Origin of the sequence: Actinoplanes oryzae (assembly GCF_030757795.1) — a bacterium.
GTDB lineage: Bacteria > Actinomycetota > Actinomycetes > Mycobacteriales > Micromonosporaceae > Actinoplanes.
The window spans coordinates 61,237-74,264 of the sequence record NZ_JAUQWH010000005.1 but is presented as its reverse complement, the minus strand read 5'-3'; the positions used below and the strand labels follow the sequence as shown (position 1 = coordinate 74,264).

The 13,028-nt window shown below is 71.6% G+C and carries 11 protein-coding genes; 4 read left to right on the top strand and 7 right to left on the bottom strand.

From position 1 onward, the window contains the following. Positions 1 to 103 precede the first annotated feature (103 nt). Genes RBH18_RS03520 through RBH18_RS03510 form a run of 3 tightly spaced genes read right to left on the bottom strand, consistent with a single transcriptional unit; the run spans position 104 to position 3,238 of the window. Complete coding sequence (locus tag RBH18_RS03520) at positions 104 to 982, bottom strand: carbohydrate ABC transporter permease (RefSeq protein ID WP_306204454.1); 879 nt, start codon at positions 980 to 982, stop codon at positions 104 to 106. Positions 983 to 992: 10 nt separating this feature from the next. Then, a complete protein-coding gene (locus RBH18_RS03515) occupies positions 993 to 1,913 on the bottom strand; it encodes a carbohydrate ABC transporter permease (protein ID WP_306204409.1) in 921 nt (306 codons plus the stop codon). After that, complete coding sequence (locus RBH18_RS03510) at positions 1,910 to 3,238, bottom strand: extracellular solute-binding protein (RefSeq protein ID WP_306204408.1); 1,329 nt, start codon at positions 3,236 to 3,238, stop codon at positions 1,910 to 1,912. The genes RBH18_RS03515 and RBH18_RS03510 overlap by 4 nt, the downstream gene beginning before the upstream one ends. Positions 3,239 to 3,598: 360 nt before the next feature. On the opposite strand from RBH18_RS03510, the gene RBH18_RS03505 reads away from it, so the two are divergent. Continuing rightward, positions 3,599 to 4,636, top strand: coding sequence for a hypothetical protein (locus RBH18_RS03505; protein WP_306204407.1), 1,038 nt, complete (start codon positions 3,599 to 3,601; stop codon positions 4,634 to 4,636). A gap of 186 nt (positions 4,637 to 4,822) precedes the next feature. Here RBH18_RS03505 and RBH18_RS03500 read toward each other — a convergent pair whose 3' ends face one another. Beyond that, entirely contained in the window at positions 4,823 to 5,818 is a 996-nt protein-coding gene (locus tag RBH18_RS03500; protein WP_306204406.1) for a LacI family DNA-binding transcriptional regulator, read from the bottom strand. 107 nt (positions 5,819 to 5,925) lie between these two features. Between RBH18_RS03500 and RBH18_RS03495 the strand changes: the two genes are divergently transcribed. Both RBH18_RS03495 and RBH18_RS03490 read left to right on the top strand, forming a co-directional pair. Further along, on the top strand, positions 5,926 to 7,854 hold the full coding sequence (locus RBH18_RS03495) for a neutral/alkaline ceramidase (RefSeq protein WP_306204405.1): 1,929 nt from the start codon (positions 5,926 to 5,928) through the stop codon (positions 7,852 to 7,854). A gap of 60 nt (positions 7,855 to 7,914) precedes the next feature. Continuing rightward, a complete protein-coding gene (locus RBH18_RS03490) occupies positions 7,915 to 9,738 on the top strand; it encodes a LamG domain-containing protein (protein WP_306204404.1) in 1,824 nt (607 codons plus the stop codon). Between the two features lie 164 nt (positions 9,739 to 9,902). Here RBH18_RS03490 and RBH18_RS03485 read toward each other — a convergent pair whose 3' ends face one another. Genes RBH18_RS03485 through RBH18_RS03475 form a run of 3 tightly spaced genes read right to left on the bottom strand, consistent with a single transcriptional unit; the run spans position 9,903 to position 12,511 of the window. Continuing rightward, positions 9,903 to 10,343 carry a hypothetical protein gene (locus tag RBH18_RS03485; protein ID WP_306204403.1) on the bottom strand — a complete coding sequence of 147 codons (441 nt, stop codon included), beginning with the start codon at positions 10,341 to 10,343 and terminating at the stop codon, positions 9,903 to 9,905. A gap of 30 nt (positions 10,344 to 10,373) precedes the next feature. Then, complete coding sequence (locus RBH18_RS03480) at positions 10,374 to 11,501, bottom strand: HEAT repeat domain-containing protein (protein ID WP_306204402.1); 1,128 nt, start codon at positions 11,499 to 11,501, stop codon at positions 10,374 to 10,376. Between the two features lie 41 nt (positions 11,502 to 11,542). Next, positions 11,543 to 12,511: a GlxA family transcriptional regulator gene (locus RBH18_RS03475; protein WP_306204401.1), complete on the bottom strand. Its 969-nt coding sequence runs from the start codon at positions 12,509 to 12,511 to the stop codon at positions 11,543 to 11,545. Positions 12,512 to 12,562: 51 nt separating this feature from the next. Here RBH18_RS03475 and RBH18_RS03470 point away from each other — a divergent pair, with 51 nt between their 5' ends. Continuing rightward, entirely contained in the window at positions 12,563 to 12,907 is a 345-nt protein-coding gene (locus RBH18_RS03470) for a cupin domain-containing protein (protein WP_306204400.1), read from the top strand. Positions 12,908 to 13,028: the final 121 nt, after the last annotated feature.

Genomic DNA, 13,028 nt, shown 5'->3' with positions numbered 1-13,028 from the left:
GACCGGGGCTGGGACGGAGAAGAAGCCGGGCGACACGCCCGGCTTCTTCCCGCGCCCAGCCCCTCAGCCAGGCACCCCTCACCACAAGGGTCTGTGTCCTGCCCTACTTGCCGAAGCCGGCCGTCAGGCCGCTCAGCAGCTGCCGCCGCCCGAGGGCGTAGAGCACCACGATCGGCAGCGTCGTCAGCACCACCGACGCGGCGATCGCCGGGACGTTGATGCTGTACTGGCCCTGGAAGGCCGCCAGGGCCAGCGGGAGCGTCCGCTGGTCCGGGCTCTGGGTGAGGATCAGGGGCAGCAGGAAGCCGTTCCAGGTGAGCAGGCCCTGATAGATCGTCACGGTGACCAGGGCGGGCCGGGTCAGCGGGAAGACCAGGCGCCAGAGGGTGCCCCATTCGGTGGCGCCGTCCATGCGCATGCTCTCGAAGAGCTCGCGGGGGACGTCGCGGATGAAGTTCGCCAGCACCAGGACGCTCAGCGGGATGGCGAAGGCGATGCTGGGCAGGATGATCGCGAGCAGGGTGTCGTACAGCTGCAGGCGGATGATGATCAGGTAGACCGGGATGATCACCGCCTGCAGGGGGATGGCCAGGCCCATCAGGAGCAGCGAGTTGACGCCGCGCAGGAAGCGCTGCCCCGAGCCGCGGACGACGGCGTAGGCGGCCATGAAGCTGATGAGCACGGCCGGGACCACGGCGCCCACGACGACGATCACGCTGTTGACGAAGTAGCGCGGGAAGTCGGACTCCAGCACCATCCGGTAGTTGTCCAGGGTGGGCTCGCTCGAGGGCGCGAGCGGGTTCTGGACGAAGTAGTTGCTCTGGGTCTTGAAGCTGGTGACGACGATCCAGTAGATCGGCACCAGCACGATGACCAGCCAGATCAGGCTGCTCACGCCGGCGGGCCAGTTGCCGGGCCGCCAGCGGCGGGCACTCCGCGCCGGCGGGGGCGACTCGACGCGGGTGGGACGGCCGGTGGTCATGGTCGCCACCTCAGGCTCCTTCCAGCTGGCTGTCGTCGGCCTTGCCGCCGAGCCGGCGCAGCAGCAGCGCCAGGGCGAGTCCGACGAGGACCAGGATGACCGCGATGGCGCTGGCCGGGCCCATGAGGCTGGCCTTGAAGCCGCGCTGGTACATGTCGAGGGCCAGGGCCCGGGTCGCGTCGCTCGGGCCGCCGGCGGTCAGCACGTAGATGAGATCGAAGAAGGTCAGCGACCCCACCACCATCAGCGTCGACGAGGTGATGATCGTGTACTTGAGCTGGGGCAGCGTGATCCGGAAGAACTGCCGGACCGTGCCCGCGCCGTCCAGCTGCGCGGCCTCGTACAGGGACACGGGGATCTGCCGCACCCCGCCCTGGTAGATCAGCGAGTGGAACGGGATGAACTGCCAGGACACCACGAAGACGACCACGCCCAGCGCCAGGTTGCCCCGGCCCAGCCAGTCCTGGGTCAGCAGGGACGAGCCCAGGCCCGGCCCGAGGCCGAAGTTCGGGTCGAGCAGCGCCTTGTACGTGATGGCGAGCGCGGCGGAGCTCAGCAGCAGCGGCAGGAAGTAGAGCACCGCCAGCACCTCGCGGTAGCGCTGCCGCCCCGCGAGGAACGTGCCGATGAGCAGGCTCAGCGGCGTCTGGAAGAGCCACGACAGCGCCATGATCAGGAAGGTGACCCAGAGGGCGTGCAGCAGGCCCGGGTCGCCGAGCACGGCCCGCCAGCTGGTGAGGCCGGACGGGTGGATGTCGCCGAGGCCGTCCCAGGTGGTGAAGCTCAGCGCGACGACGCCGAGCAGCGGCACGACCCCGAAGGCGAGGAACATGAGCAGGGCCGGCACCGCCATCCAGGCGACCGGCCCGCTCCGCCCGCCGTTGACGGTGGTCTTTGTCTCCCGTACGGCGGGCGGCGCGAGGGTCGTCATTTGCCGATGACCGCGTTCATGTTGGTGATGAACTGGTCGGGGGAGATGCTGACCTGGAACAGCTTGGCGATGTTGTCCAGCAGCGCCTCGGCGGCCGTCGGGCTCAGCGCCTGGTCCCACGACTGCGCGAAGGTCTTGGCGTTGGCCGACGTGTCGTAGATGAACTTGAGGAACTCGGCGTCCTTGGAGCCGGCGAAGGACGCGTCGGCGCCCTTGACGATCGGCACCTGGCCGGCGTCGACCCAGCCCTTGACCTCGGTGTCGTCGAGCACGCCGTTCGCGAAGAACTTCTTGGCCAGCTCCTTCTGCTCGGGCGTGGCCTTCGACGAGATCGAGTAGTACTGCCCCGGGTTGCCGACGGTGTCGCTCGGGTCGCCCTTGCCGCCCTCGACCGGCGGGAAGTTCATCCAGCCCAGCTTGCCGTCCTTGACGAAGCTGCCGCCGTCGTTCTGCATGCTGCCGTACGTCCACGCGCCGTGCACCATCATCGCGGCCTTGCCGGTGTAGAGCAGCGCCTGGTCGGCGTTGGAGTCGGCGGTGATCGACGAGAAGCCCTTGATGAAGCCGTTGGCGTTGATCAGCTTCTGCATCTCGGTGAGCGCCTGCTTGGCCGCGGGGTTCGACCACGCGTCCTTCTCGCCCTCGAAGACGGCCTGGAAGACCTCGCTGCCGCCGATGCGGTCGAAGAGGAACTCGAGCCACATCATGTTCGTCCAGCGGGACTGCCCGCCGAGCGAGAACGGCGCGATCTTCTTCGAGTTGAAGAGGGTCACCAGGTTCATGATGTCGCCCCAGGACTGCGGGGGCGTGGCGCCGGCCTTGTCGAAGACCTCCTTGTTGTAGAAGAGGACGATCGGCGCCACCGTCTCGGCCGGCATCGCGTAGATCTTGTTGTTGATCGTGGCCGGGCCGAAGGAGGTCGGGAAGAGCCGGTCCTTGACGGCGGCGTTCTGGCCGAACCAGTCGGTGAGGTCCTCGACCTGACCGGCGTCCACGTAGCTCTTGAGGCCGCCGCCGCCCCAGCCCCAGATGATGGTCGGCGCCTGGCCCGCGCCGATCGCGGTCTTGATCTTGTCCTTGTACGCGTCGTTCTGCACCGCGTTCGGCGTGATCTTGCCGCCGTTGTCGCCCTTGTTGAACCGTTCGACGGCGCCGCCGCGGATGGTCTCGCCGGGGGCGCCGCTGAGGAACCAGTAGGTGGCGTTGGCGCCACCGTCCGAGGTGGTGCCGGGGCCGGAGCTGCCACAGGCGGCCAGGGCCGCCGCGGCACCCGTGCCGGCGGTGAGGGTGAGGAACGAGCGCCGGGACATCGGTATGCGTGTCACGAGAGTCTCCATACGAAGGGCGGCACGGCCGCTGGCGGACGGTCTCCGGAAGTTCCGAAAGAAGCCCGTAAGTTATCGGGAGGTTTCGTTAACGTAGGGTTTCGCCAGAGGTGTGTCAAGAGTCTCAAGGGCGGTTGTGCGCGGCTGCTGAAACGCCATCCCGGTACGTTTGGGAACGCTCCCACGCGAACCCGCTCATCCTGCGGTTCCGTACCCCGGGAGATCGACAACCGCACTCCGAAACTTCCGACCGCAACGGACGCCCACCCGTCATGCCGTGGTCGCCATGTGGACACGCGGCGGCCGGACACGATCTATTGGATCGGCATCGGTCTATCTCTTCTCGAGTGGGAGACACGCATGTCCGTACGGAGGATCGCGGTGGCCCTGGCCGTCGCCCTCGGCTGCACCGGCCTCGCCCTGCCGGCCCCGGCCCACGCCGCGGTGAGCCGGTCGCAGCTCGCCCTGCGCTGGGCGCCCATCCACTACCAGGACGTCGACGCCACCGGCAGCCACGCGCTCGGCGGCAGGAGCGACTACCTCACCAAGGTCGACTTCGACGGCGACCTGACCGGCCGGAACAACTGGGACAACGCGGCCACCGCCGGTGCGAGCTTCGGCGCGGCGGCCTACTACTCGGTCGTCGAGACGAGCAGCCACTGGTACATCACGTACTTCTTCTTCCACCCGCGCGACTGGGTCGACCACCCGTTCTTCGAGACCGAGCACGAGAACGACGGCGAGGGCCTGCTGCTGGCGATCGAGCGCGACGGCAGCGACTACGGTGTGCTGCGGTCGGCGGTCACCGTGGCGCACAGCGACTTCTACTCGTACGCCCCGGCGGGCAGCACCTGGACCAACGGCGGCGAGACGATCGACGGCACCCTGCAGCTGCAGTCCTCCCCGCACGACTCCTTCCAGCACCCCGTCACCGCCCAGGAGGCGCAGGGTCACGGGCTGAAGGCCTACCCGCAGTACACGATCAACGGCGACGGGCTGGTCTACTACCCGTCGACCACGAGCGAGACGCCGGGCAGCACCAACGACCGGGACGTGCAGTACCAGCTGATCGACATCTTCGCGACCGGCGGCCTGTGGGCGCAGCGCACCAACACGAACCTGTTCGCCTCGCTCGGCACCTTCGCCGGCGACACGTCCGGCGACTGCGGCGTCGGCACCTACTCCTGCGGCACCAACTCCGCCAACGCGCCGTGGGGCTGGGACGACGGCAACGACGTCCCGGCGCGCGGCGAGATCGCGACCGACCCGGCGAAGCTGTCGGCCGCCTACTTCACGGTGCCGGGCACGCTGTCGCGGACGTACACCTACAACCCCTACTCGGCTGCGGCCGCGGCCCTCAAGGAAGCGGCGAAGACCCTCCCGCGCACCATCGACTGACCGGGCGGTCCCGCCCGGGGCGATGCGAAGCGAGCCCGGGCTGACCACTCACGCACGTGGCCCGGTGGGGCTCAGTGCTCTGGACGCGTCAGCGGCCAGCTGAGTCCCGCCGGGCCCTCGGCGTGAGCGACGGTCTGCACCATGCAACCAGCTACGACATCCGCATTTTGATCTTGATCTTCTGCCTCACGAAACGGACGCCGTGCTGTCGCGGACGACCAGGTCGGTGGCGAGCTCGAGACGCGGGGTCTCGATCTCGCCGCCGGCGGCGAGCCGCAGCACCGTGCGCGCGGCCAGCGCACCCATGTCCGCGAGCGGCTGCCGCACGGTCGTCAGCGGCGGCGACGTCCAGCGCGCCTCGGGCAGGTCGTCGAAGCCGACCACACTCACGTCCTCGGGCACCCGCAGGCCCGTGCGGCGCGCGGCCTCGTAGACGCCGAGCGCCATCGTGTCGCTGGAGGCGAAGATGGCCGTCGGGCGGTCGGGGCGCCGGAGCAGGGCCAGCGCGCCCTCGTAGCCGGACTTGTAGTCGAAGTCGCCCTCCACGATCAGGCTCTCGTCGACGAGGGTGCCGAGGGCGGCGCGGAAGCCGGCGAGCCGGGCCTGGCTGCACACCATCTGCATCGAGCCGGTGATGAAGCCGATCCGCCGGTGGCCCAGCGACGTCAGGTGCTGCGAGGCGGCCATCCCGCCGGACCAGTTGGTCGCGCCCACGACCGGGATGTCCGGCGGGGCGCCGCCGGCCGGGTCGACGACGACCACGGGGATGTTGAGACGCTGCAGTTCCCCGTACGCCGCGGTGTTCGGGCTGGAGATGACGAAGATGACGCCGTCGGAGCGCCGGGCGTACAGGTTCTGCAGCCACCGCCGCGTGTCGGCCGAGCGCTTGTGCACCGCGGACAGCACGGTCCCGACCCCGGCGCCGTGCATGACGTCCTCGACGCCGCGGATGAGCTCGACGGCCCACGGGCTGTCCAGGTCGTTGAAGACCAGGTCGATCAGGTTGGCGCGGCCGGTCTGCTGCCGGGAGGTGCGCCGCCGGTAGCCGTGCTGCTTGAGCAGCTTCTCGACCAGCTCACGGGTCTGCGGCGCCACGTCGGCCCGGCCGTTGAGAACGCGGGACACCGTGGGCACGGACACGCCGGCCTCCTCGGCGATCGCGGCGATGGTCACGCGGGCCACGCGTCCTCCTCGGAAGTTTCGGGGACAGTTCCCGGAAGTATTCCACACCGCGCGCGGCTTTCCCCGCCACCCATTAACATCAGCGCATATCAATGTGGAGGTGGCCGGTGCGCCTGCTCAGTGTTCTCCTCTCCGCCGTGCTCGTGCTGACGCCGGCGCCCGCCGCGGAGGGATACGAGGTCGGCGTCGGGATCGGCGACATCACCGGGTCGCCGGCCGAGGTGGGCATGCTCGGGTATGCCGACCCGGCCCAGACCACCGCCGGGCTCGCCTCCCGGCAGTGGGCCCGGGCGTTCCTCGTCCAGGACGCCGGCGGCAGGCGCGTCGCCTTCGTCAGCGCCGAGGTCGACTTCATCACCCAGGCCGTGCACACCGAGGTGCTGCGCCGGCTCGGCCCGCCCTACGACGTGTCCAACCTGGTCCTCACGGCCACGCACACGCACTCCGGGCCGGGCGGCTTCGACGAGCATATCCTCTACAACCTGACGACGCTCGGCTTCGAGGCGCAGACCTTCGAGGCCCTGGTCGCGGGCATCGTCCGGGCGGTCGAGGAGGCCGAGGCCGGGCTCGCGCCGGGCACGGTCAAGATCGCCGAGGGTACGCTCACCGGCGCGAACGTGAACCGCTCACTGCCCGCCTTCGAGGCGAACCCGGCCGCCGACCGCGCGAAGTTCCCGGGGGCCGTCGACACGCGCATGTCCGTGTTGCGGTTCGAGCGGGGTGGCGTACCCGTCGGGCTGCTCAGCTTCTTCGCCACGCACGGCACGTCCATGCGCCCGGACAACCACCTCATCAGCGCCGACAACAAGGGGTACGCGGCCCACGTGGTGGAGTCCCGCCACGACGGCCTGGTCGCCGCCTTCGCGCAGACGAACGCCGGCGACATGTCGCCGAACCTGCGCAACGGCGGCGCGCAGGGCCCGACCGACGACCAGTTCGAGAACACGCGGATCATCGGACAGCTGCAGGCCGACCGGGCCGAGGAACTGTTCGACGGCGCGACCGAGGAGCTGACCGGCCCGATCGACGCGCGCGGCCGGTACGTCGACTTCTCGGACGTCGCCGTCGGCGAGCACCACACGTGCCCCGGCGCGCTCGGGCAGAACTTCACCGCGGGCGCCGAGGACGGCCCCGGCCCGGACATCGTGGACGAGGGCGACCTGACCACCAACCCGCTGCTGCTGGTCGCGGGCATCGTGGTCAACCCGACGCCGCCCGCGGTCCGCGCGTGCCAGGCGCCGAAGGACGTGTTCCTCGGCTCCGGCAGCCAGCACCCGCCGTGGACCCCGCAGATCATGACCCTGCAGCTGCTCCGGATCGGGCAGCTCGCGATCAGTACCGCGCCCGGCGAGTTCACGATCGTGGCCGGGCAGCGGGTACGCGAGGCCGTCGACGCGCAGCTCGCCGGGGTGACGACCCACCAGATCCTGGCCGGCTACGCGAACGCCTACGCGGGCTACGTCACGACCCCCGAGGAGTACGACCGCCAGCACTACGAGGGCGCGGCCACCCACTTCGGGCGGTACACGGGTCCCGCGTACGAGCAGGAGCTGGCCCGGCTGGCGGCGGCCCTGCGCGCGGGGGAGCCGACGCCGAGCACCGCGGGGCCGGCGTCCTACCCGCAGAACCGGATCAGCGTGCGCCCGGGCGTGGTGCTCGACACGCCGCCGCTGGGCAAGTCGTTCGGCAGCGTCCTCGTGGAGCCCGCCGCCTCCTACCGGCCCGGCGCGGCGGTGGAGGTGGCCTTCGTGACGGGACACCCCAACAACAACCTGCACACCGAGGGTACGTACCTCGAGGTGCAACGCCTCGACGGCGACGCCTGGACGACGGTCGCGACGGACTCGGACTGGCAGGCCACGTACGAGTGGAAGCGCGAGTACCTCGGGGTGTCTACGGCCACGATCACGTGGACGGTGCCGGGGGACGCGCGCGCCGGGACGTACCGGATCATGCATCGCGGGGACGCGAAGGGCGTGACCGGGGCGATCAAGCCCTTCACCGGCACCAGCCGGCCCTTCACGATCATCCGATAGGGCGCTTGTTCTGCCCGTTACGGGCATGTCCGGATTTGTGCCGGGACCGTTGAAGCCCTCGTGCGCAAACTGACTTCAGCCCTACGCCGGACGCTGCTGATCGGCACGGCGACCGCCCTGGTGTCCGTGGGCGGCGTCGCGCTGGCCGACATCGTCGCCGGCACGCCGACACCGTCCCCCTCGTTCAACGGTCCCGTCTACGCGATCGCCCACCGCGGCGACGTCGTCTACGTCGGCGGCTCGTTCACCGGCGCCCTCGTCGCCGGCAAGACCGTGGCGCGGCCCCGGCTGGCCGCCTTCGACGCGCGGACCGGCAAGCTGCTCGACTGGAACCCGGGCGCCGACGCGACCGTGCGCGCGCTGGCCGTCGAGGGCGGCACCGTCTACGCCGCGGGCGACTTCGACCGGGTCGCCGGGATGTCCCGCGACGCCGTGGCCGGCCTGGACGCCGCGACCGGCGCACTCACGCCGCTCAAGCACACCGTGCTCGGCCAGCCGAACGCGCTCGCCGTCGGCAACGGCCGGCTCTACGTCGGCGGGCGGCTGACCTCGGTCGACGGTGTCGCCCGGGCGAACGTCGCCGCCTTCGACACCGCCACCGGCGCGCTGTCCTCGTGGGCGCCGACCACGGACGACACCGTCAACGCGCTCGCCACCGCGGGGACCCGCGTCTACCTGGGCGGCAGCTTCCACAAGACCAACGGCGTCAGCTCCACGCTGCGGCTGTCCGCGGTCGACGGGGTCACCGGAGTGCTCGACAAGACCTTCCTGCCCAAGCCGGTCTCGCAGGTGTTCGCGCTGGCGGCCGACGCGAACGGCCTGTACGCGGCGCTCGGCGGGCAGGGCGGGCGCGCGGTCTCGTACACCTTCGGCGGCCAGGCCCGCTGGACCCGCGTCTTCGACGGCGACGCCCAGGCCATCGCCGCCCTCGACGGCACGGTCTACGTCGGCGGCCACTTCGACAAGGCCTGCACGACGACCAACAACGGCGCCAAGGGCCTGTGCACCGACGGCTCGGTCCCGCGCGTGAAGCTCGCCGCGATCGACGCCGCGGGCAACCTCACGCCGTGGGCGCCGATGGGCAACGGTGTCGTCGGCGTCCGTACGCTCGCGTCCGCCCCGGCGCTGAAGCTGCTCAGCGTCGGCGGCGACTTCACCACGATGGGCGGCAGCGCGCAGAAGCGCTACGCGTCGTTCACCGTGTCCGCGACCGAGGGCACCAAGGTTCCCCCGGCGCCGCCGTCACCGTACGCGGCGTCGTACAACTTCGACTCGACCGTCCCCGACGGCAGCTGGGACGACGGCTCCGGCAACCGCCACACCCTCAGGGCCGCCGCGGCCAACGGCGGCGCGGTGCGGATCGGCAAGCACGGCTCCGGCCAGGGCGTCCAGTTCCCCGCGAAGTGCACCGGCGCCAACTGCCCGCGCGTGGTCCTGCAGGCCGCGTCGGCGCCCGGCCTGAACCCGGGCACGCGCAACCTGCGCTACGGCGCGTACATCCAGCTGTCGCAGGCCGAGACGTCCGCCGGCGAGAACATCCTGCAGAAGGGAACGTCCACCGCGCCCGGCGGCCAGTACAAGCTGCAGGTCGACGGCGTCTCGGGCAAGCCCAGCTGCGTGCTGTCGGGCAAGGGCTCGAAGGACCTGCACGTCGCCAAGAGCCCCAAGTCCATCGCGGACGGCGAGTGGCACACCCTCGAATGCCGGCGCACCGGCGACAAGCTCGAGATCGTCGTCGCCGACCAGGTCGAGGGCAGCGCCACGGTGCCGGCCGACCTGACGATCGACAACACGCAGCCGCTGAGCCTCGGCGGCAAGGGCACGGGCGTCAACAACGACCAGTTCCATGGCGGCCTCGACGACGCCTGGGTCGCGATCGGCTGACCCCTGGCCCCGGGGCGGCCCACCGGCCGCCCCCTTACTTCGGGGCCGGTCGCCCGTTCCGCGCCGCCGGTCGCCCTAGGTTGCCGCCTGTCTCGGGCGGTTGCCTCGGACCGTCGCTCGTCCCGGCCGCCGTCAGCTGATCTGCGTCAGATAGCTGATGCCGGTCAGCAGGAAGGACAGGAGTGGCCCCGATCCCGCTCGCCGGTGCCGGCACCGGCGCCGGCGTAGCGGCGCTCGGCCTCGCGCCTCGGCATGATGCGGGTGACCAGGCACATGACGGCGCTCGTGATCGACGCGGCCAGCGCGACGGCCAGCAGGGCGAGGGCGCACCAGGTGTGCCACGCGAAGGCCTGCACGGTCTCCCGGGTGTCGCTGCTCTTCACCAGCACCGAGCCGGTCAGGAACGACGTGAAGATCCCGGCCGGCGAGAGGATGACCTGCGCCTTGGTCTCGGCGACCTGGTACCAGTCGACCACGTTGGAGTAGAGACGCCGGGAGTACTCGAGGGCCGCGTCGCCGGGCACCTCGTTGTCGTCCTCGCTCATGCGGGGGTGCTTGCCCGCGATCGCGGCGGCTCGAAACGCGGCCCCGAGCTCCAGGGACACCGGGGGGTGCTTGCCCGCGATCGCCGCGGCTCAGAACGCTGCCCAGAACTCCAGGGACACCGCCTCGGTCGGCAGGTTGCAGCCGGCGAAGGCGCTCGGCATCGGGTCCTCGTCGAGCAGACGGAAGCGCAGCGCCAGCCGGATGAACTCCTGCTGCTGCTCGCCCAGCTCGCCGAAGCTCGCCGTGTCGGGCAGCGGGCCGCCGGGGAAGAGGGTGCCCAGGAGCAGCTCGACCATCGAGTAGTAGACGCGCTCGGGGCGGTGGTTGCGCAGCTGCTCGAGCAGGATCTCGGCGAGCAGCGGGTTGTCGGCCGGGCACAGCGTCTCGAGGGCCCAGTAGGCGCCGCGGGCGGGCTCGCCGAAGAAGGGCCAGTCGTCGGCCGGGTCGTCCGGCTCGACGACGCGCTCGGCGAGCTCGGTGAGCAGGTGGACGTCGGGGGAGTCGGTGAGCTGGGCGATGCCGGTCAGGGCCGAGAGGTGGGCGAGCGGGTGGGCCGTCTCGCGCCAGCGGCCGAGGACGTCGAGGAGCGCCGCGTCGCCGGTCTCGCCGCACTGGCCGGCCGCCACGCACAGCGACGCCGCGGCCATCGGGCTCGTCTCGGCGGCGAGCTGCGCGGTCAGCGCCGGGACCGCGGCCGGTGACGGGTGGGCGGCGACCAGGTGGGCGGCGCCGATGCGCAGGCGGGGGTCCGGGTCGTGCAGCAATCGCACGTACGCCGACAGGCCCGCACCCACCGCCTCGTAGGCCCGCCGCTCCCAGCCGTGCGCCCCGCTCGACGGCGGGTCGAAGTGCCACGGGTAACGGTCCGCCGGGTCGTCGGGCGCCCGCGACAGGCGCCACTCGAACCGGCTGCGCGTCAGCTCACCGAGCGCCGGGCCCGACCGCCGCGTGCGGTGCCGGGGCGGCTGATCGTTGTCGGAGATGAGCGCCAGCAGCTCGTAGGCCTCGTGCCGCCCGTGCCCCTCGCCGCCGAGGATGTCGACGAGGAACGGCACCGCCGCGACGCTGGCCTCGAACTTGGCACCGTGCTGCGCCAGCATGTGCTCCAGCTCCGAGCGCGCGAAGCCCCGCCGCCCCGGGTCGTCGGAGCGCAACGCGGTCAGCAGGCCGGGGACCTCGGTCGCCGGCCCGTAAGCACTCGTCAGCGAATCGAACACGGCCAGAAGCTATCAGCCCCCTGCGACAGAATCCGCCGGGGTCAGGACGCGCCGGCGAAGCGGCGGCGGTAGTCGGCCGGGCTCACGCCGAGGTGGCGCTTGAAGAGGGCGCGCATGGTCGCGCCGGTGCCGAGGCCGGCGCGGCGGGCGACCGTTTCGAGGCCGGGCGTGCCCTGCTCGATCAGGCGGCAGGCCAGGGCGACGCGCTCGGTGGTCAGCCAGGCCAGGGGAGTGGTGCCCAGCTCGGCGCGGAACCGGCGGTGCAGGCTGCCCACGCTCATCCCGCCGCGGCGGGCGAGGTCCGCGACGGCGATCGGCTCGTCCAGCCGCTGCTGGGCCCAGGCGAGCACCGGCGCGAGGGACTGGTCGCCGGCCGGCGGCATCGGGCGCTCGACGAACTGGCGCTGGCCGCCGTCGCGGTAGGCGGCGAAGACCAGGCGGCGGCTGACGTGGTTGGCGATCTCGGCGCCGTGGTCGCGCCGGACGATGTGCAGGCCCAGGTCCAGGGCGGCGGCGCTGCCGGCCGACGTCAGCAGCTCGCCGTCGTCGACGAACAGCACCTCGGGCTCCAGGCGTACCGCGGGAAAGCGCTGCCGGAACTCCTCCGCCAGCGTCCAGTGGACCGTCGCCCGGCGCCCGTCGAGCAGGCCCGCCTCGGCGAGCGTGAACGCGCCGGTGCACAGGCCGACCAGCCGGGCGCCCCGGGCGTGGGCGCGGCGGAGGGCGGCGAGCAGGGCCGGGCGGGAGGGCGTCTCCACGTACGGGCGGTTCGGCACGATGACGGTGTCGGCCCGGTCGATCTCGTCGAGCCGGCCCACTGCGCCGATGCTGAACAGCGCGTCGCGCATGGGGGTGGACCGGCGCGGGGCGGCCACGCGGAGGTCGTACAGCGGAAATCCGATCTCGGGCCGCAGCGGGCCCCCGAAGATCTCGCAGGCGCACCCCACCTCGAAGGGGTTGGACTGCTCGTCGACCACGAGCACGACCCGGTGCGAGGATCCTTGCGGCATCGGTCATTCCTACCACTGCTGTCCGCGCCGGCGCGCGGGCACGATCAAGGCATGCTCACCAAGTACGCCGTGGCCGGCGAGGCGGCCGCCCTCACCGAGTTCTGGTCCCAGAAGGTCCTCGCCGCCGCCAACGGCAACCTCCTCAAGGTGGCCAAGGGCACCCGCTCCACCACCTGGCACTCCCACGACGACCAGGACGAGACCTTCCTCCTGCTCGCCGGCAAGCTGACGATCCAGCTGCGCGACGGCGACGTGCCGCTGGAACCGGGCGACCTCCTGGTCATCCCGCGGGGCGTCGAGCACTGCCCCCGCGTCGACGGCGACGAGGCCCACTTCCTGCTCATCGGCCCCGACGTCACCTCCACCGCCGCCGGCGGCAAGCCCGCCTGGAGCTGAGCCGGGGTATTCGGTTGACAGGCCGGGGCGGGCTGGCGAACGTGGGGGGCGACCGGGACGGACGAGGAGGCCGGCATGAGGACGACAGGGATTCTTCCGACCCTCAGCCGATCGAGTGCCC